Origin of the sequence: Pseudomonas sp. R11-23-07 (genome assembly GCF_003852295.1) — a bacterium.
Taxonomy (GTDB): domain Bacteria; phylum Pseudomonadota; class Gammaproteobacteria; order Pseudomonadales; family Pseudomonadaceae; genus Aquipseudomonas.
The window spans coordinates 4,998,672-5,018,147 of record NZ_CP027761.1; the positions used below are offsets into that span (position 1 = coordinate 4,998,672).

The window sequence follows — 19,476 nt, forward strand, 5'->3', positions numbered from 1 at the left end:
TGGCCTTCGGCTTGGTTCTATGCAGGTCAGAACGGATATGGCTGTTTCCAGCGTTCGAAAATCGGCTTCAACTCGCCGTTTTTCACCAGGGCGGTCATGCGCCGGTCGTAGACTTTCATCAATGCCCGCCCGCGTTCGTTATCGGCAAAGGCTATATAGAGCGGCAGTTCCATGATGTGGGTGAGGGTGAACCGGGACGGGTCGTCGGCCTGACTGAGCACGTACTTGGCTTCGGTGAGGGCCTCAATGTAGAAGTCTGCATGGCCGTATTGCAGCATCGCTAAAATGCCGCTGCGGCGCTGAATCTGGTTGAAGCGGCGCACATTCGGCAAATATTTCTCGTATTTATAGCCACGCACCCAGGCCAGGCGGTAATCGCCGAGCGTCGCCAGGTTGGGCGTGGGCAACGTTGCCAGCCCGAGGGCATAGATAGGGTCGGAATCGAAAGGCCAGTGCGGGTACAGCACCTGGTCAGCTTCGTTGCGATAGACACCGACGCAGCCATCCACCTCGCCACGCTGGGCCAGGCCAATCGAACGGGTATAGGGCGCGCTGTGGATTTGCAGGGTGACGCCTGCCGGTTCAAACACCCGGCGCAACACGTCCCAGGCCAGGCCGCTGCCATCTTTGCCGGTATAGTCGTTCCACTCCTCGCTGGCCAGCATGATCTTGCCAGGCACCGGGGCTTCATCCGCCTGGAGCACAGCGGTAAAGGCGCACAGCATGATCAGCAACCAGCGGCGCACACTCATAGTGACGGCTTCCTACGTGGAGATATTCATATGAAGGGTAGCCCAGCGCGCCGGCTACGGCAGCTCGCGGAAATGCTGATAGCCGTGCACTGCCGGGGTAATGTCCTGGCCGTGGCTGTCGAGCAGCGTCACGCCCTGCCCCGCTTCGGCCCGTCCGATCACATGGATCGGCCAGCCATTGGCCCGTAACGGTGCCAGTTCGGCCTGGGGTAGCGTGAACACCAGCACATAGTCGTCGCCCCCACTCAACGCGGCCACACGGGCCTCGTCGCTGCCAACAAACGCCAGCAATGCCGCCGACAACGGCAATGTGTCGCGCTCGATCAACAGGCTGACAGCCGATGCCCTGGCGATATGCCCGCAATCGGCCAATAACCCGTCGGAGATATCCATGGCCGAGGTTGCTTTACCGCGCAGGGCCAGGCCCAACGCCAGTTGCGGCTGCGGCGACCAATAGTGGGCGAGCAGCGGTTCGGCGATGGCGGCTGCCGCGCTGCGCTGACCCAATACCAGCGGCAAGGCCCCGGCCGCATTGCCCAACTCCCCACCGACGCACAGCAAATCCCCCGGCCGCGCACCACTGCGCGTCAAGGCAAGCCCGGCCGGCACGCGGCCAAACACGGTCAAGGTCAGGCTCAGCGGCCCGCGCGTGGTATCGCCGCCCACCAGGCCCACGTCGCAGCGTTGCGCCATGGCGTTCAAACCCTGGGCATAGCGTTGCAACCAGTCGGCATCGACGGTCGGCGTGGTCAGGGCAAGAGTAAACGCGAGGGGGTGGGCGCCCATGGCGGCCAAATCGCTCACCGCCACGGCCAGCGAGCGCTGGCCGAGCAGGAACGGGTCACACGGGTCGGCAAAGTGCACGCCGGCCACTAAGGTGTCTGTAGAAACTGCCAGCTGCTCCCCGGCAGGGAGCGCGAGCAAGGCGCAGTCGTCGCCGATCCCCAGGGCAATGCCTTCGCCGCCTTGCGCACAGGGCGCGGCGGCGAAGTAGTTGCGGATCAGCTCGAACTCGCCCACGGGACTCAAGCGCAAATCAGCGCTTGTGTTCCTTCACTTCGGCTTCACGCAGGCGCGGAGCCAGCTTGTCGAGCACGCCGTTGACGAACTTGTGGCCGTCGGTCGAACCGTAGACTTTCGCCAGTTCGATGCCTTCGTTGATCACCACGCGGTACGGTACGTCGACGCGCTTGAGCAGTTCCCAGGTGGACAGGCGCAATACGGCCAGTTCAACCGGGTCCAGCTCTTCGAGGGTCAGGTCCAGGCATGGCGACAGCGCGGCGTCGATCTCGGTCAGGTTGGCCGGAACACCGTGCAGGATGTCGTGGAAGTAGCTCTGGTCGGCGAAGGTGAAATCGTTGTCGACGCGAAATTGCGCTTCGATTTCGTTCAGCGACGTACCGGCCATGTGGCGCTGGTACAGGGCCTGGGTCGCGAGCTGGCGGGCCGCGCGACGCTTTTCGCTTTTCGACGGTTTGCCGGCGTCGGCTGGACGCTCGTCGCGAGGGTTGAAACGATCGCTCTCGTCGGAAATCACTTGGCCTCCAACTGCGACAGCAGGCTGACCATTTCCAGGGCGGACAGGGCAGCTTCAGCGCCTTTGTTACCGGCCTTGGTGCCGGAACGCTCGATGGCTTGCTCGATGGAATCCACGGTCAGCACGCCGAATGCGACCGGCACGCCGAACTCCATGGACACCTGGGCCAGGCCCTTGGTGCATTCGCCCGCCACGTATTCGAAGTGCGGGGTACCGCCACGAATGACCGCGCCCAGGGCAATGATCGCCGCGTATTCACCCTGCTGGGCAACCTTTTGCGCAACCAGTGGAATTTCGAAGGCGCCAGGGGCACGGATAATGGTGATGTCGCTCTCGCTCACACCGTGGCGAACCAGGGCGTCAACGGCACCGCTTACCAGGCTTTCAACCACGAAGCTGTTGAAGCGGCCAACCACCAGGGCATAGCGGCCTTGGGGGGCGATGAAGGTACCTTCGATGGTCTTCAGGGTCATTCGACAAATCTCTTAAAGAGCCGGGACGCGAAAAGTGCGTCCCTCAGTGATGATTTAACCGCGAACAAGGGGCAAAAAATCGCCAGCCTTTATTCGGAGGGCACGTATTCTACAACTTCCAGATCGAAACCGGATATCGCATTAAATTTCATCGGTGCGCTCATCAGGCGCATTTTGCGCACACCGAGGTCGCGCAGGATCTGCGAACCGGCACCGACGATGCTGTAGGTGGTCGGTTTTTTCACCGGCGCGTGCTCCGCCGTTTCGCGGATATGCGCCAGCAACACGTCGCCATCCAGCGGGTGACCAAGCAACAGCACCACGCCACTGCCCGCCTGGGAAACCGCGGCCATGGCGGCGCGCAGGCTCCAGCGGCCGGGCTGCTTGACCATCAGCAAGTCGCGCAGCGGGTCCATGTTGTGCACGCGCACCAAGGTTGGCTCGTCGGCGCAGATGTTGCCCAGGGTCAGGGCCATGTGCACGTCGCCTTCCACTGAATCACGGTAGGTCACCAAATTGAATTGGCCCAGTTCGCTGTCCAGCGGCTGCTCGGCAATCCGCTGAACGGTACGTTCGTGGATCATGCGGTAGTGGATCAGGTCGGCGATGGTGCCGATCTTGAGGTTGTGTTCGGCGGCGAACGCTTCGAGTTCGCTGCGACGGGCCATGGTGCCGTCGTCGTTCATCACTTCACAGATGACGCCGCTCGGCTCAAACCCGGCCATGCGCGCCAGGTCGCAGGCCGCTTCGGTATGGCCGGCGCGTGCCAGGGTACCGCCCGGTTGGGCCATCAGCGGGAAGATGTGGCCCGGGCTGACGATGTCTTCGGCCTTGGCATCCTTGGCGGCGGCGGCCTGCACGGTGCGAGCGCGGTCAGCGGCGGAGATGCCGGTGGTGACGCCGGTAGTGGCTTCAATCGATACGGTGAACTTGGTGCCGAAACCCGAGCCATTGCGCGGCGCCATCAACGGCAGCTTGAGCAGTTCACAGCGTTCGCGGCTCATGGGCATGCAGATCAACCCACGGGCGTGCTTGGCCATGAAGTTGATGTGCTCAGGCAGGCAGGCCTCGGCGGCCATGATGATGTCGCCTTCATTCTCGCGATCTTCGTCATCCATCAGGATGACCATCTTGCCTTGGCGGATGTCTTCAACCAGTTCTTCGATGCTATTGAGCGCCACGCGGCACCCCCTTGGTCAGGATTTCAGGTAGCCGTTAGCGGCCAGAAAACTTTCGGTGATGTTACCCGATGCAGGCTCTGCGGCCTTTTCGCCGAGCAACAGGCGCTCCAGGTAACGGGCAAGCAAGTCCACTTCCAGGTTCACCCGGCGACCTGGCTGGTAGGCGGCCATGATGGTTTCGCTGAGGGTGTGGGGAATGATGGTCAGTTCGAATTCGGCGCCATTGACGGCGTTCACGGTCAGGCTGGTGCCGTCGACGGTGATCGAGCCTTTGTGGGCGATGTACTTGGCCAGCTCCTTCGGCGCGCGAATACGAAATTCCACGGCGCGCGCGTTTTCGCTGCGCGCCACGACTTCGCCGACGCCATCGACATGGCCGCTGACCAGGTGGCCGCCCAGGCGCGTGGTCGGCGTCAGGGCTTTTTCCAGGTTGACCGGGCTGCCGGCCGCAAGATCGCTCATCGCGGTGCAGTCCAGGGTCTCGCGGCTGACATCGGCGGCAAAGCCATTGCCCGGCAGATCGACGACGGTCAGGCACACACCGCTGACGGCGATGCTGTCGCCCAGCTTGACGTCGCCCAGATCGAGCTTGCCGGTTTCAACCAGCAGGCGGATGTCGCCGCCCTTGGGGGTCATGGCGCGGATGCTGCCGATGGCTTCGATAATGCCGGTGAACATGTCGTGCTCCTGAAAACGGGGGGCTGACGCTTGCGCGCAGGCCGGGAATTATACGCTCGCGGCCGGCAGCGGGACGGCGGTGATTCGCCAGTCGTCGCCAACCGCGCGCATGTCAGTGATCTTGAGGTGGGGGGCGTCGACGAGTTTCTCAAGCGGCCAGTCCAGCAAGGGCCGGGCTGCGGAGCCAAGGAACTTGCCGGCGACGAAAATCACGTATTCGTCGACCAGGCCCTGCTGGGCAAACGCGCCCGCCAGGCTTGGGCCCGCTTCCACCAGCACGTCGTTGACGCCACGGGCGGCCAGTGCCACCAACGCTGAACGCAAGTCGACCTGGCCCTCGACACCCGGCACCACCAAGCACTCGGGGCCACGGGGGAACTGGTTTTCCGCGGTCACGCACGTGATCACCAACGCCGGGCCCGCCTTGAAGAAAGGTGCATTGAGCGGCACGCGCAGGCGACCGTCGATCAATACGCGCAGCGGCGGGCGCGACATGGCCAGGGCGGTGGTGTGTGCATCCAGGCCCAGCTCGGCGGCGCGCACGGTCAGGCGCGCGCCATCGGCCAGCACCGTATCGGCGCCGGTCAGCACCACACTCGCTTCGGCACGCAGGCGCTGGACGGCGGCGCGGGCGGCGGGGCCGGTGATCCATTGGCTTTCGCCGCTGGCCATCGCGGTGCGCCCGTCCAGGCTCATCGCCAGTTTGACCCGCACAAACGGCAGGCCCTGTTCCATGCGCTTGAGAAAGCCAGGGTTCAGCGCGCGCGCTTCAGATTCCAGCACGCCGCTACGAATCTCGATCCCGGACTGGGCCAAGCGCTGCATGCCGCGCCCCGCCACTTCCGGGTTGGGGTCCTGCATGCCGGCCACTACCCGCGCCACACCGGCGCTCACCAGCGCATCGGCGCAGGGCGGCGTGCGGCCGTGGTGGCTGCACGGCTCGAGGGTCACGTACACCGTAGCGCCACGCGCCTTGTCACCGGCGGCGCGCAAGGCATTAGGTTCGGCGTGGGGCTCGCCGGTGCGCTCATGCCAGCCTTCGCCGACAATCTGCCCATCGCGCACGATCACGCAGCCCACCCGTGGGTTGGGATGGGTGGTGTACAGGCCCTTGCGCGCCAATTCGAGGGCGCGGGCCATGTAATGGGCGTCGAGCACAGCCTGTTCAGCGGTCATTGTTTGGAAGGCTCACGGGCCAGGCGGTCGATTTCTTCGCGGAACTCATTGAGGTCCTGAAAGCGTCGATACACCGAGGCGAAACGGATATAGGCGACTTCATCGAGCTTTTGCAGCTCGCCCATCACCAGCTCGCCCACCACCAGGCTCTTGACCTCGCGCTCGCCGGTCGCACGCAACTTGTGCTTGATATGCGCCAGCGCCGCTTCCAGCCGCTCGACACTCACCGGGCGTTTTTCCAGGGCGCGCTGCATACCGGCGCGCAGTTTTTCTTCGTCAAAAGGCTGGCGGCTGCCGTCGGACTTGATCAGACGTGGCAATACCAGTTCGGCGGTTTCGAAGGTGGTGAAACGCTCACCGCAGGCCAGGCATTCGCGCCGGCGACGCACTTGGTCGCCCTCGGCGACCAGACGCGAGTCGATGACCTTGGTGTCGTTGGCACCGCAGAAGGGACAGTGCATGGTTGGCAGGCAACAAAAAATGGGAGGGCCATGGTAGCGCATCCCCGTAGCAAGACAAGCCATAGCCTTTACGGTATATAGGCAGGCTTATATGTTTCATATTTTTAAGCCACGGATTTTGTCCTTTCTGGAGCCGTACATGCAGTTACGACCACTTGTTTTGATCACCCTGTTCAGTTTTCTGGTCGCCTGCAGCAGCGAAGCCCCCAAGCCTGCCGCGCCGCAGCCAACCCCTGCACAAGAGAAAAAAGTCCCCGGCATTGAAGACCTCGGCCCCCTGCCCGCCTACCAGCGTGAAATCAGCGGCAACCTGACCAACGTGCCGGCCGGCGCCGAAGTCGAAATGGCGCTGCTGGTGATCGACGACCGCTCGCGCCCGCAACAACTGCTTGCCAGCAGCGTGTTGACCGGCAACGGCAAGCCCCTGGCCTTTCGCCTGCGCTTCAACCCCGAAGCGTTCCCGGCCGGTGCGCGGGTGGAATTGCGTGCTCGCGCCAGCCAGTCCGGCCAGTTGATCCTGCACCTGCCCGCAGTGCGCATCACCCAGGCGATCACCCAGACCACCGGCCCCCTGCAGCTCGTCAAGGCACCATGACGCCACCGCTGCACCTGCAACACGCCCTGAGCGAGTTGATCGGCGACGCACAGCTGGTGCCCTGCGCGCTGCCGGGCACCGAACTGTCGTTGTGGCTGCTCGACGCCGACAACATGGACCGCGCCTTCAGCCAGGAAGAAACCCGGCGCATCCTGCATGAGCCGCCCTACTGGAGCTTCTGCTGGGCCAGCGGGCTGGCGCTGGCGCGCTATCTGGCGGCGCATCCCGAGTGGGTCGCGGGCAAGCGCGTGCTGGATTTCGGCGCCGGTTCCGGCGTGGCCGCGATTGCAGCGGTCAAAGCCGGGGCACTGGAAGTGGTGGCCTGTGACCTGGACCCGCTGGCGCTGGCCGCTTGCCGGGCGAATGCCGAACTCAACGGGGTGAAACTGAGTTATTCGGCGGACTTCTTCACCGAAGCCGATCGCTTCGACCTGATCCTGGTGGCCGACGTGCTTTACGACCGCGCCAACCTGCCGCTGCTGGACCAGTTCCTGACCCGTGGCCGCGAAGCCCTGGTGGCCGATTCGCGGGTGCGCGACTTCCAGCACGCGAGTTATCAGCGCCTGGAGGTGCTGGACGCATTGACCCTGCCGGACCTGGCCGAGCCCTGGGAGTTTCGCAAGGTGAGCTTGTACCATTCGCGGCGATGATCGCCAGCGTTACAAATTTCCAGCAATAAATTGGTTGAGACAAGAAAAAGCACGGCGTGGAAAATGCCATTCCTCGCTCGCAGCTCTGACAGTCGACTGCAATGTCTTCGCACACAAATTCTCTGATAACCAAAGAAGCAAAGGACTTGTCAAATGCAGGGCATCTGCCTAACCTTTGCGCTAATACACCCGCCATGCCTCTGGTTGCTTCGGTAACCAAGCACAAATTGTGCGGGTTTTTTATGCCCGGTATTTTCGGAGCATGAGGTCATTCAGCAAACCTGCCATCGATGTTCCAGCTCAACTGGAACTGCTCAAGCTGCGCGGACTGATAATTTGCGCCAAGTTAGTCCACGCATTCGCTGGCGCCGCAGCCTGCATTTGCTTATCAGCGAGTTTGCCGAGGTCAGTATCAAAACAATGGGTTTCCCTCATAGGTATCTACACAACTTTGGCGTAGCCCTGAACCTGTGGCGAGGGAGCTTGCGCCCGTGGCGACCTGGCGGCCTATAGCTATCTGACTGATGCCGCGCGATCCAAATGTGGGAGGGGCGGTGCGACGATTCGACTTGCCCCCGATGGCGGCCTGACAGCCGACCAGGATGTTGGATCAAGGCGAGTACATATCCGTTGCTGCGGTAACGACGGCTTAGGGTTCCGCCCTTACGGCGTCTCACTTTTGAAAAGCGCAAAAGTAAGCAAAACGCTCATGCCCCACCACTCGGCACCTCGCTTAGGCTCGGTGTGCCCGTAATCCGACAGTGATTTGGGGGGCCGCCGCCACGCGCCATCCATGGCGCGGGGCGGCTAAACCGGCATCCCTGCCGGTTTACCCCCCAAATCAATATCGAATTCCGGCCAGCGTGGTTTAACGGGGCGCCTAGATCAAGAGCAAGATCAAGAGCGGCTCGCTTCGCATCGTGGTTAGCGTAGGCTGCTACAAAGTTGTGTAGATACCTATGCTCAAGACTGGTACCTCGACCCGTTTTGGCACGCGTCCGAGCGCTGACTCCCATACGACTTCCGATAGCCCACGCCAGCCCTTATAGTTGCCCCCATTCCCGCTTTATTCGAGACGCCTCATGAGTGAGCCCACGCCGTACATCTTCGACGTCACCACCGCCAACTTCGACCAGGCGGTGATTCAGAACTCTTTTGAAAAACCTGTGTTGGTGGATTTCTGGGCCGAGTGGTGCGCGCCGTGCAAGGCGCTGATGCCGATGCTGGCGCAGATTGCCGAGAGTTATCGCGGCGAATTGCTGTTGGCCAAGGTCGATTGCGAGGCCGAGCAGGACATCGTTGCGCGTTTCGGTATTCAGAGCCTGCCGACCGTGGTGCTGTTCAAGGACGGTCAACCGGTGGATGGGTTTGCCGGGGCGCAGCCGGAGTCGGCGGTGCGGGCGATGCTCGAGCCCCATGTGCAGATGCCACCACCGGCTGCGGCCGATCCGTTGGAGCAGGCACAAGCGTTGTTCGCCGAAGGCCGCATCAGCGATGCCGAAGCCGTGCTGGTGGCGCTGCTGGGCGAAGACAATACCAACGCCGCCGCGCTGATCCTGTACGCGCGTTGCCTGGCCGAGCGCGGCGAACTGGATGAAGCACAAACCGTGCTGGACGCCGTAAAAGGCGATGACCACAAAGCTGCCCTCGCCGGGGCCAAGGCGCAAATCACCTTCCTGCGCCAGGCGGCCGACCTGCCGGACGCCGCCGACCTGAAAAGCCGCCTGGCGCAGAACCCGCAGGATGACGAAGCGGCCTATCAGTTGAGCATTCACCAACTGGCGCGCCAGCAATACGACGCCGCGCTGGAAGGCCTGCTCAAACTGTTTATCCGCAATCGCAGCTACAGCGAAGGCCTGCCGCACAAGACCTTGCTGCAGGTGTTCGAGCTGCTGGGCAACGATCACCCGCTGGTCACGGCGTACCGCCGCAAATTGTTTGCCGCGTTGTATTAATCGCCCATCCAGCTGTACAGCGGCGTATCCCCGCCGCTGGTCACCTTCACCTTGGCGCTGTGGCGCAGGCGCACCAACAGGCGCTTGCCTGCCGCCGCATCGCCGGCCAGGCCTTCCAGTTGATCCAGTAACTCCAAGCCGCTGAGCTGCCCGGCGTTGCGCAACAGATCCTGGGCGTTCTGCCATAGATCCTCACTTTGCCTGAGCGGTACCGCAGTCGACTCGGTAGGCACCGGGGCGGCCTGCAGTTGTGCGCCCAACCGCGCCCAATCGCCGTCGTCCAACTCCAGGGTCAAGTCCACCGGCAGGTCGCCGACGGTTCCACGAATTCGCAACATCGTCCTTACTCCTGCATTTTTTCTGACGGGCATGCTCCCATGCAGCTTGCGCAACGCCAAGCGGCCGGTCAAACTCTCGGCACCAGTGTTATAAGATCACATAACAAAACCTTCATCTTTGGAGTCCTGTCATGCGCCGTCTGCTGCTCGCTTTGCCGTTTGCCCTGCTGCCACTGGCGGTCGCTCATGCTCATGAAGATCACGACCATGAGCACGCCAGCCTCGGTGCCCATGAACATGGCGTGGGCCGTCTCAATGCGGTGCTCGACGGCCAGTCCCTGGAGCTTGAACTGGACAGCCCGGCCATGAACCTGGTGGGTTTCGAACACGTCGCGACCAGTGCCGCCGACAAGGCCAAAGTCGCCGCTGCGCGCAAACAGCTGGAAAGCCCGCTGGTGTTGTTCAACCTGCCCAAGGCCGCCGGTTGCGTCGTCAGCTCCCAGGAACTCAACAGCCCGCTGTTCGGCGATAAACCGGAAGCCGATCACGATGACGACGATGGCGATGACAATGACCACGCCACCGACGGCAAAGGCGTCGCCGCCCACGAACACCATCACGACCACAGCGAAATCCACGCCCATTACCAGTTCACCTGCGCCACGCCGACGGCGCTGAGCAACCTGGACCTGAGCCAAGTGTTCAAGACCTTTCCCGCCACCCAGAAGATTCAGGTACAACTGATCGGCCCGAGCGGCCAGCAAGGCGTTGACGCGACAGCCACTGCAGCCACCCTGAAGTTCTGAGTTCACATGACCCATGCATTGATCCAACTGTCCGACCTGGGCTTCAACTGGCCCGGCCACCCGCAGTTGCTGGACATCCCCGCGTTCCGCCTGGAGCCGGGGGAAACCCTGTTCCTCAAGGGCCCCAGCGGCAGTGGCAAAACCACCTTGCTCGGACTGCTCGGCGGTGTGCAGACGCCCAGCCGGGGCAGTATCCGCCTGCTTGGCCAGGAGCTGACCGAACTCTCGGCCGGCGCCCGTGACCGGTTCCGGGTGGACCACACCGGCTACATCTTCCAGCAGTTCAACCTGCTGCCGTTTTTGTCGGTGCGCGAAAATGTCGAGTTGCCGTGCCACTTCTCCAAACTGCGTGCGCAGCGAGCGATCCAGCGCCACGGCAGTGTCGACCAGGCCGCGGCGACCTTGCTGGCACACCTGGGCTTGAAGGACCCGGACCTGCTCGAGCGCCGCGCCGACTCGCTGTCCATCGGCCAGCAACAACGGGTGGCCGCCGCCCGTGCGCTGATCGGCCAACCGGAACTGGTGATCGCCGACGAACCCACCTCGGCCCTTGACTACGACGCGCGCGAGGCATTCATTCAGTTGCTGTTCGCCGAATGCCGCGACGCCGGGGCCAGCCTGTTGTTTGTCAGCCACGACCAAAGCCTGGCGCCGCTGTTCGACCGCAACCTGTCGCTGGCCGAACTCAATCGCGCCGCCGCGCCCGCAGAGGTTTGAGATGTATCTGTTTCGTCTAGCCATGGCCAGCCTGGCTAACCGCCGCTTTACCGCGATCCTCACCGCCTTCGCCATCGCGCTTTCCGTTTGCTTGTTGCTCGCGGTGGAACGCGTGCGCGTGGAAGCGCGCAACAGCTTCGCCAGCACCATCAGCGGCACCGACCTGATCGTCGGTGCCCGCTCGGGCTCGGTGAACCTGCTGCTGTACTCGGTGTTCCGCATCGGCAACGCCACCAATAACATCCGCTGGGACAGCTATGAGCACTTCGCCGCCAACCCTCAGGTGAAATGGGCGATCCCGATTTCCCTCGGCGACTCTCATCGCGGTTACCGGGTGATGGGCACCAACGAATCGTACTTTGAGCATTACCAGTACGGGCGCAAACAAAACCTTGAGCTGGCCAGCGGCCGCGCCTTTGCCACCGACCCGTTCGAGGTGGTGCTCGGTGCCGAAGTGGCCGATGCACTGCACTACAAACTTGGCGACAAGCTGGTGCTGGCCCATGGCGTGGCGGTGGTCAGCCTGGTCAAGCACGATGACAAGCCGTTCACCGTGGTCGGCATCCTCAAGCGCACCGGCACGCCGGTGGACCGCACGCTGCATATCAGCCTCGGCGGCATGGAGGCGATCCACATCGACTGGCACAACGGCGTGCCGGCCCAGGGCAAAGGCCGTATCAGCGCCGATCAGGCGCGCAATATGGACCTCACGCCGCAAGCCATCACCGCCTTCATGCTCGGCTTGAACAACAAGATTTCCACCTTCGCTCTGCAACGGGAAATCAATGAATTCCGTGGCGAGCCGATGCTGGCGATTCTGCCGGGCGTGGCGCTGCAAGAGCTGTGGAGCATGATGGGCACGGCCGAAAAAGCCTTGTTCGTGATTTCGCTGTTCGTGGTGCTGACCGGCTTGATCGGCATGCTCACGGCGATCCTCACCAGCCTCAACGAACGCCGCCGCGAAATGGCGATCCTGCGCTCGGTGGGCGCACGGCCGTGGCATATCGCAACGCTGCTGATCTTCGAGGCCTTCGCCCTGGCCCTGGCCGGCGTGGTGGCAGGTCTGGGTTTGTTGTACCTGTGCATTGCCGCATCGCGCGGTTATTTGCAGGCCAATTACGGCCTGGACCTGCCGATGGCGTGGCCGAGCGAATATGAATGGACGTTGCTCGCCGGTATCCTGGCGGCGGCGTTATTGATGGGCAGCGTGCCCGCATGGCGTGCCTATCGCCAGTCGTTGGCCGATGGCCTGTCCATCCGTTTATGAGGAAGCTGTCGATGCGTCGTGCCCTGTTTGCCCTGCTATTGCTGGTGGCCGTGCCTGCCTGGGCCGAGGAGCAGCCCAGGGATCTGTCGTGGCAGGAAATGATCCCGCCGGATGCGCCACCGGAAGTGCCCAATATGAAACCGCTGCATGACCTCTCGAACATGGCCGATGCCTTGTCCGTCGAAGCCGCGCCGGCTGCGAGGCAGGACCTGCCCAACGCGCCGGTGGTACAGAGCCTGGACGGCCAGCACATTCGCCTGCCGGGGTACATCGTGCCGCTCGAGGTGAGCGAAGAAGGCCGCACCACCGAGTTCCTGCTGGTGCCGTATTTCGGCGCGTGCATCCACGTTCCGCCGCCGCCGTCGAACCAGATCGTGCATGTGAAAAGCGAAGTCGGCGTGAAACTCGATGAGCTGTACCAGCCGTACTGGATCGAAGGTGCGATGCAGGTCAAGCCGTCGTCCAGTGAGTTGGCTGACGCCGGTTACCAGATGGATGCCGAGAAGATTTATATGTACGAGCTGGAGGAATAACCCTTAACTGCAAACACACCGCAGATCAAAATGTGGGAGGGGGCTTGCTCCCGATAGCAGAGTGCCAGTCAACAGAGTTATTGGCTGACCCACCGCATCGGGAGCAAGCCCCCTCCCACAGTTTTTACCGCGTGGTTGCCCTTTCATTGAGCTGAGTCAACAGATCGAGCGGAACGATCTTTACCATTGGACGTACAACTTTTAACGTCCTTTTGGAGCTCCCATGAACAAGTCCCTGCTCGGCGCGTCCCTGTTCGCGCTCGCCCTCGTCGCCCCTGTCGCTCACGCTCACCAGGCGGGCGACATCCTGATTCGCGCCGGTGCAATCACGGTGAATCCGAAGGCCGACAGCAGCAGCGTCAAGGTTGACCAGGGCCCATTGGCGGGCACCAACCTGGGCGGCAAGGCGACCATGAGCAGCGACACCCAACTGGGCTTGAACTTCGCCTACATGCTCACCGATCACGTCGGTATCGAACTGCTGGCCGCCACGCCATTCGAGCATGACGTAAAAATCAAGAACACCGCCCTCGGCGCCGCCAACGGCAAGCTCGGCACGCTGAAACATCTGCCGCCGACCTTGAGCGTTGTGTACTATCCGCTGGATCACCAGTCGGCGTTTCAACCGTATGTGGGCGCCGGTATCAATTACACCTGGATCTACGACGAGCACGTCGGCAGCCGTGCCGAGCAGGCCGGCTTCAGCAACTTCAAGGCCGAGAATTCCTGGGGCTGGGCCGCGCAGATCGGCGCCGATTACATGATCAACGACAAATGGATGATCAACGCCCAGGCGCGCTATATCGATATCAGCACCAAGGCGACGGTGGATAACAATGCGTTGGGCCAGGGCACTCGGGCCAAGGTCAACGTGGACGTCGACCCGATGGTCTACATGGTGGGTATCGGCTACAAATTCTAAGCAATAGGCATAACCAAAATGTGGGAGGGGGCTTGCCCCCGATGGCGGTGGATCAGTCAATGAATCTGTTGACTGACACTCTGCTATCGGGGGCAAGCCCCCTCCCACATTTGGTTTTGTAGTGTGTCAGGTGTGGCGGTAGAAGCGGTCAAGCAGCGCCGGTAAGCCCGCACGCCACGCCCGTGGCTTGATGCCGAACGTATGCAGGATTTTCTTGCAGGCCAGCACCGCGTGTTGCGGTTCTTCTGCCGCATCCGGCCGCGCCGCGTGGGCCTGGGCGGTCGGTGACTCGATGGCCAGCGGGTGGAAGTTGCGCGCTTCGGTGAGGATCGCCTGGCCCAGCGCCAGCGGTGTGGTCGCCTCGTGGCCGGCATAATGGTAGGTGCCCCATAGCGGCGCCGCGCAATCGAGTTGCTTGAGCACGGAAATGATCACCCGCGCCGCATCGTCAACCGGCGTCGGGTTGCCGCGACGGTCGTCCGCCATCAGCAATTCATCCGGCTGTTCGGCCCGGGCAAGGAAGCGTCCGAGGGTGCCGTCGACGCTGTCATCGAGCAGCCAGCCAAAGCGCAACAGCACATGTTGCGGGCAGGTGGCGCGTACGCTCTGCTCGATACGCCACAACGCCTGGCCACGCAGGCCCAGGGGCACCGGCTCGTCTTTTTCGCTGTAAGCGGTGGCGCGGGAACCGTCGAACACGCGGTAGCTGGACGGTTGCAGCAGGGTAATGCTGTGGTGCTGGCACAACTCGGCGAGGCGTTCGATGGCGAATTCCTGGGACGCCAGGCGGGTTTCGCTGACCGCTTCGGCCTGGAACCAGTCGAAATAGTAGGCGAGGTTGATCAACGCATCGGGACGGGTGTCGTCGAGCAACTGGGTGAGGCTTGCGGCATCCCAGCCGTCTTGGGGCGGTTTGGGGGCGAGGAAACCGATGTCTTCCTCTGCACCGAGGCGAATCAGCGCCTGCCCGAGGGCATTCCCGCCGCCCAGTAACATAAGGCGCATTCGCATAGATTGAGCAGGCCCGGTCTGTTTGGAACGATGGTTGTGTCGGCAGGCGCGTGAGCCTTGCCGTAGGTTTATTCCAGAATCGTTGCATTTTGCGGGTTTGTAGCGCAACCGTCACGGACAAAGTAGGTGTTTGCAACTTGTTGGAGCAGGTGGCATCAATCACTACATGAACTTTCCCGAATCAACGGACAGTGCTTTGGACGGCTTCCACCCCGCCGTCAGTACCTGGTTCCGCAGTACCTTCCCCTCGGTGACCGGCGCGCAGGCCCAGGCGTGGCCGCTGATCCGGCAGCGCCGCTCGACGCTGATCGCCGCGCCGACCGGTTCGGGCAAGACCCTGACCGCCTTTCTCGCGGTGCTGGACGACCTGGTCCACCAGGGTCTGGCTAACGGCGGCCAATTGCCCGATGAAACCCTGGTGGTCTACGTTTCGCCGCTCAAGGCACTCTCCAACGATATTCAGATCAATCTGCAAAACCCACTGGCAGGCATCACCGAGCACCTCGAGAAACAAGGCCTGCCGCCGTTGGTGATCCGCACCGCAGTGCGCACCGGCGACACCCCGCAAAAAGATCGCGCCCAGATGCGCAAGCGCGCGCCGCATATCCTGGTCACCACCCCGGAATCGCTGTATGTGCTGCTCGGTTCGGACTCGGGCAGGCAGATGCTCGCCAGCACGCGCACGGTGATCGTCGATGAAATCCATGCGATTGCCGCCGGCAAGCGTGGCAGTCACCTGGCGCTGAGCCTGGAGCGCCTGCAAGCGCTGTGCGCCGAGCCGCTGACGCGCATCGGCCTGTCGGCCACGCAAAAGCCCATCGAAGCGGTCTCGCGGTTTCTGGTCGGCACCGGGCGCGAATGCACCATCGTCGACATCGGCCACGCCCGCCCGCGCGACCTGGATATAGAAGTGCCACCGGTGCCGCTCTCGGCAGTGATGGCCAATGATGTGTGGGAACTGGTCTATAACCGCCTCGCCGAACTGGCCCGTGAACACCGCACCACCCTGATATTCGTCAACACGCGACGCCTGGCCGAACGCCTGGCGCGGCACCTGAGCGAGCGCCTGGGCAAAACGGCGGTGGCCGCCCACCATGGCAGCCTGGCCAAGGAAATGCGCCTGGACGCCGAGCAACGCCTCAAGGCCGGTGAGCTGCAAGTGCTGATCGCTACCGCGTCCCTGGAGCTGGGGATTGATATCGGCGATGTGGACCTGGTCTGCCAGATCGGCTCGCCCGGCTCGATCAACGGCTTTCTGCAACGGGTCGGCCGCTCCGGGCATCAGGTCGGCGGCACGCCCAAGGGCCGCCTGTTTGCCACTACCCGCGACGACCTGATCGAATGCGCCGCCCTCCTCGATTGCGTACGCCGTGGCGAACTCGACACCTTGCACATCCCCGTGGCGCCGCTGGACGTGCTGGCCCAGCAGATCATCGCCGAGGTCAGCGCCCGCGAATGGTCGGAAGCGCTCCTGCTGACGCTGATCCGCCGCGCCGCGCCGTATGCCGAGCTGGATCAGCGCCACTACCAGGCGCTGCTGCACATGCTTGCCGAGGGCTACAACGGGCGCCAGGGTATCCGCAGCGCTTATCTGCACCGTGACGCCGTGACCCATACCCTGCGCGGCCGCCGTGGCGCCCGGCTCACGGCGGTGACCAGCGGCGGCACCATCCCCGACAACGCCGACTACAGCGTGCTGCTGGAGCCCCAGAGCCTGAACATCGGCAGCGTCAACGAAGACTTCGCGGTGGAAAGCATCGCGGGCGATATTTTCCAGTTGGGCAATACGTCGTACCGCATCCTGCGGGTAGAAGCCGGCAAGGTGCGGGTCGAGGACGCCCACGGCCAGCCGCCGACCATTCCGTTCTGGCTGGGTGAAGCGCCGGGGCGCAGCAATGAGTTGTCGGCGGCGGTGGCCCGTTTGCAGGGGCAGCTGGATCAGCTGCTCAGCGCCAGCCCCGGCGACCTGCTCCCGGCGCAGGGCTGGCTCACTGATACGCTGGGTTTGAACCGCGCCAGCGCCGAACAAATACTGGATTACCTGGCCCGCGCACGCCTGGCCCTCAGCGCGTTGCCGTCCCAGGACACGTTGATCATGGAGCGGTTTTTCGACGAGTCCGGCGGCACCCAGTTGATCATCCACACGCCCTTTGGCAGCCGCATCAACCGCGCCTGGGGCCTGGCCCTGCGCAAGCGATTTTGCCGCACTTTCAACTTCGAGCTGCAAGCGGCGGCCAGCGAAAATGCGATCGTGCTGTCGCTGTCCACCAGTCACAGCTTCGCCCTCGATAAAGTGTGGCGTTACCTCAACAGCAATAGCGCTGAGCACCTGCTGATCCAGGCGGTGCTGGATGCACCGCTGTTCGGTGTGCGCTGGCGCTGGAACGCCGGCGTGGCGCTGGCGTTGCCGCGCTATACCGGCGGGCGCAAGGTGGCGCCGCAGATCCAGCGCATGAAAAGCGAAGACCTGATCGCCAGTGTGTTTCCCGACCAGATTGCCTGCCTGGAAAACCTCGCCGGCGAACGCGAAGTGCCCGACCATCCGCTGGTGGAACAAACCCTCGACGACTGCCTGCACGAAGCCATGGACAGCGATGGCTGGCTGGCCCTGCTGCGGCGCATGGAAGCGGGCGACATTCGCATGGTCAGCCGCGACCTGCCCGCGCCTTCGCCGATGGCCGCCGAGATTCTCAGCGCGCGCCCCTACACCTTCCTCGATGACGCGCCGCTGGAAGAACGCCGCACCCAGGCCGTGCTCAACCGCCGCTGGAGCGACCCGCAAAGTACCGACGACCTCGGCGCACTGGATGCCGAGGCCATCGCCGGCGTACGCGAAGAGGCCTGGCCGGCGCCCCAGGGGCCGGATGAAATGCACGAAGCGCTGATGAGCCTTGCCTGCATTGCAGGCCAGGAAGTCACGCCGCAATGGGCCGAGTGGCTGCAAGCATTGACCGAGGCCGGACGCGCTTACCCGCTGCCCAACGGCCTATGGGTGGCCGTGGAACGCTTGAGCTGTTTGCAGGCGATTTACCCGCACACTCTGCCGCTGCTGCCCGGTTTCGATGAGCCGTGGACATTCGATGAGGCGTTGGTAGAAGTGCTGCGCGCACGCCTGGGCGGTTTCGGCCCGTTGACGCTGCCCGAGATTGCCGCGCCGCTGGCGTTGCCCGCCGCCACCGTGGCCCAGGCTCTGGCGCGGCTGGAGCAGGAAGGCTATGTGCTGCGCGGGCACTTCAGCCCCGGCGCCGTTGAGGAGCAATGGTGCGAACGGCACCTGCTGGCGCGTATTCATCGCTACACGGTCAAGCGCCTGCGCCGGGAAATCGAACCGGTGGCGCTGCAGGACTTCATGCGTTTTCTGTTCGACTGGCAGCACCTGTCCGACCACACGCGCGGCCAAGGCAGCGCGGTGTTGCCGCAAATCGTCGGTCAGTTCGAAGGCTATGCCGCTGCTACTTCGGCCTGGGACAGTGACCTGCTCAGCGCGCGGATCAAGGACTACTCGTCGACCTGGCTCGACGACTTGTGCCGCAGCGGCAAGCTGGTGTGGACACGCCTGAGCCACAAGGCCAGCGCCATGGCCTTGCGCAGCACGCCGATCGTACTGTTGCCGCGCAGCCAGGTGCCGCTGTGGAGCGGGCTGACCGAACAGACGGACAGCACAACGCTGTCGCCCAAGGCGCAAAAGGTCCATTTAGCCCTGCGCGAACAGGGCGCGTTGTTTTTCGATGAGCTGGTGCATGAAGCCCATCTGCTGCGCAGCGAGCTGGAAACCGCGTTGCAGGAGTTGGTCGGCGCGGGCCTGGTCAATGCCGACAGCTTCGCCGGGCTGCGCGCCCTGACCACACCCGCCAGCAAACGCCAGGCGCGCAGCAGCCGGCGTGGGCGCGGCGCGTTTATCGGCGGCATGGACGACGCCGGGCGCTGGGCCTTGATCCGCCGCGCGCCGAGCGACGCCGGTGCGCATTCGGCCGAGACGCTGGAACATGTGGCGATGACCCTGCTGCGCCGCTATGGCGTGGTGTTCTGGCGCTTGCTGGAGCGCGAGGCGGACTGGCTGCCGAGCTGGCGCGAATTGCTGCGCACTTTCCATCGGCTGGAGGCCCGGGGCGAAATTCGCGGCGGACGGTTTGTCAGCGGGTTGGCGGGTGAGCAGTTTGCATTGCCGGAGGCTATCCCGTTGCTGCGCGAAGTAAGGCGGCGCCCTCACGACGGCAGCTTGATTGCCGTGTGCGGGGCGGATCCGTTGAATCTGGTAGGTACGCTGTTACCAGGCAACAAGGTGCCGGCGGTGAGTGGCAATCGGATTGTGTATCGGGATGGGGTGCCGGCGGCGGTGATGGTGGGCGGTAAGCAGCAGATTTTGTCGGAGGTGGATCGGCAGGCGGTGCAGGAGAAGTTGATCCGGCATTGAGTTTGAGGGCCTCATCGGGAGCAAGCCCCCTCCCACAGTTGATTGCGTTCACAGATCAAAATGTGGGAGG

The 19,476-nt window shown here is 63.3% G+C and carries 19 protein-coding genes; 9 read left to right on the forward strand and 10 right to left on the reverse strand.

Annotated features, from left to right (window positions below; genetic code table 11):
- Nucleotides 1-26: 26 nt before the first annotated feature.
- From C4J84_RS22870 to nrdR, 8 genes are all read right to left on the reverse strand, one after another.
- Entirely contained in the window at nt 27-752 is a 726-nt protein-coding gene (locus C4J84_RS22870) for an ABC transporter substrate-binding protein (RefSeq protein ID WP_124436161.1), read from the reverse strand.
- A 54-nt stretch (nt 753-806) separates the two neighbouring features.
- A complete protein-coding gene (gene thiL / locus C4J84_RS22875) occupies nt 807-1,772 on the reverse strand; it encodes a thiamine-phosphate kinase (protein WP_124372478.1) in 966 nt (321 codons plus the stop codon).
- Between the two features lie 16 nt (nt 1,773-1,788).
- Nucleotides 1,789-2,289: a transcription antitermination factor NusB gene (gene nusB / locus C4J84_RS22880; protein WP_101273191.1), complete on the reverse strand. Its 501-nt coding sequence runs from the start codon at nt 2,287-2,289 to the stop codon at nt 1,789-1,791.
- Nucleotides 2,286-2,762 (reverse strand): 6,7-dimethyl-8-ribityllumazine synthase, encoded by a 477-nt coding sequence (gene ribE, locus C4J84_RS22885; protein WP_122539990.1) that lies wholly within the window; start codon nt 2,760-2,762, stop codon nt 2,286-2,288. The genes nusB and ribE overlap by 4 nt, the downstream gene beginning before the upstream one ends.
- An 89-nt stretch (nt 2,763-2,851) precedes the next feature.
- Nucleotides 2,852-3,943 carry a bifunctional 3,4-dihydroxy-2-butanone-4-phosphate synthase/GTP cyclohydrolase II gene (gene ribBA / locus C4J84_RS22890; protein WP_124372009.1) on the reverse strand — a complete coding sequence of 364 codons (1,092 nt, stop codon included), beginning with the start codon at nt 3,941-3,943 and terminating at the stop codon, nt 2,852-2,854.
- A gap of 15 nt (nt 3,944-3,958) precedes the next feature.
- Nucleotides 3,959-4,621: a riboflavin synthase gene (locus C4J84_RS22895; protein ID WP_124364588.1), complete on the reverse strand. Its 663-nt coding sequence runs from the start codon at nt 4,619-4,621 to the stop codon at nt 3,959-3,961.
- Between the two features lie 48 nt (nt 4,622-4,669).
- Entirely contained in the window at nt 4,670-5,797 is a 1,128-nt protein-coding gene (ribD, locus tag C4J84_RS22900; protein WP_124372010.1) for a bifunctional diaminohydroxyphosphoribosylaminopyrimidine deaminase/5-amino-6-(5-phosphoribosylamino)uracil reductase RibD, read from the reverse strand.
- Nucleotides 5,794-6,258, reverse strand: coding sequence for a transcriptional regulator NrdR (gene nrdR / locus C4J84_RS22905; RefSeq protein WP_124364590.1), 465 nt, complete (start codon nt 6,256-6,258; stop codon nt 5,794-5,796). Before nrdR ends, ribD begins: the two co-directional genes overlap by 4 nt.
- A gap of 139 nt (nt 6,259-6,397) precedes the next feature.
- Here nrdR and C4J84_RS22910 point away from each other — a divergent pair, with 139 nt between their 5' ends.
- The 3 genes from C4J84_RS22910 (at nt 6,398) to trxA (ending at nt 9,458) form a co-directional block, all read left to right on the forward strand.
- Entirely contained in the window at nt 6,398-6,853 is a 456-nt protein-coding gene (locus C4J84_RS22910; protein WP_124364591.1) for a YbaY family lipoprotein, read from the forward strand.
- Nucleotides 6,850-7,503, forward strand: a complete 654-nt coding sequence (locus C4J84_RS22915) for a methyltransferase (RefSeq protein ID WP_124372011.1) — start codon at nt 6,850-6,852, stop codon at nt 7,501-7,503. Before C4J84_RS22910 ends, C4J84_RS22915 begins: the two co-directional genes overlap by 4 nt.
- A gap of 1,082 nt (nt 7,504-8,585) precedes the next feature.
- Nucleotides 8,586-9,458 carry a thioredoxin gene (trxA, locus tag C4J84_RS22925; protein WP_124364593.1) on the forward strand — a complete coding sequence of 291 codons (873 nt, stop codon included), beginning with the start codon at nt 8,586-8,588 and terminating at the stop codon, nt 9,456-9,458.
- On the opposite strand, the gene C4J84_RS22930 is transcribed toward trxA, so the two are convergent.
- The gene (locus C4J84_RS22930) at nt 9,455-9,796 is read right to left on the reverse strand and encodes a hypothetical protein (protein ID WP_124372012.1); all 342 of its coding nucleotides are present in this window, start codon (nt 9,794-9,796) and stop codon (nt 9,455-9,457) included. The two genes, trxA and C4J84_RS22930, sit on opposite strands and share 4 nt — an antisense overlap.
- Before the next feature lie 131 nt (nt 9,797-9,927).
- Here C4J84_RS22930 and C4J84_RS22935 point away from each other — a divergent pair, with 131 nt between their 5' ends.
- The 5 genes from C4J84_RS22935 to C4J84_RS22955 all read left to right on the forward strand — a co-directional run bounded on the left by C4J84_RS22935 (nt 9,928) and on the right by C4J84_RS22955 (nt 13,981).
- Nucleotides 9,928-10,542: a DUF2796 domain-containing protein gene (locus C4J84_RS22935; RefSeq protein WP_124372013.1), complete on the forward strand. Its 615-nt coding sequence runs from the start codon at nt 9,928-9,930 to the stop codon at nt 10,540-10,542.
- Nucleotides 10,543-10,548: 6 nt separating this feature from the next.
- Nucleotides 10,549-11,259 carry an ABC transporter ATP-binding protein gene (locus tag C4J84_RS22940; RefSeq protein WP_124364596.1) on the forward strand — a complete coding sequence of 237 codons (711 nt, stop codon included), beginning with the start codon at nt 10,549-10,551 and terminating at the stop codon, nt 11,257-11,259.
- 1 nt (nt 11,260) lies between these two features.
- Complete coding sequence (locus tag C4J84_RS22945) at nt 11,261-12,526, forward strand: ABC transporter permease (RefSeq protein WP_124372014.1); 1,266 nt, start codon at nt 11,261-11,263, stop codon at nt 12,524-12,526.
- An 11-nt stretch (nt 12,527-12,537) separates the two neighbouring features.
- On the forward strand, nt 12,538-13,059 hold the full coding sequence (locus tag C4J84_RS22950; RefSeq protein ID WP_124364598.1) for a DUF3299 domain-containing protein: 522 nt from the start codon (nt 12,538-12,540) through the stop codon (nt 13,057-13,059).
- Between the two features lie 223 nt (nt 13,060-13,282).
- Nucleotides 13,283-13,981: an OmpW family protein gene (locus C4J84_RS22955; protein ID WP_124368519.1), complete on the forward strand. Its 699-nt coding sequence runs from the start codon at nt 13,283-13,285 to the stop codon at nt 13,979-13,981.
- A 126-nt stretch (nt 13,982-14,107) separates the two neighbouring features.
- On the opposite strand, the gene C4J84_RS22960 is transcribed toward C4J84_RS22955, so the two are convergent.
- The gene (locus tag C4J84_RS22960) at nt 14,108-14,992 is read right to left on the reverse strand and encodes a sugar nucleotide-binding protein (protein WP_124364600.1); all 885 of its coding nucleotides are present in this window, start codon (nt 14,990-14,992) and stop codon (nt 14,108-14,110) included.
- Between the two features lie 166 nt (nt 14,993-15,158).
- Here C4J84_RS22960 and C4J84_RS22965 point away from each other — a divergent pair, with 166 nt between their 5' ends.
- The gene (locus C4J84_RS22965) at nt 15,159-19,406 is read left to right on the forward strand and encodes a DEAD/DEAH box helicase (RefSeq protein WP_124372015.1); all 4,248 of its coding nucleotides are present in this window, start codon (nt 15,159-15,161) and stop codon (nt 19,404-19,406) included.
- The last annotated feature ends 70 nt before the right edge of the window (nt 19,407-19,476 follow it).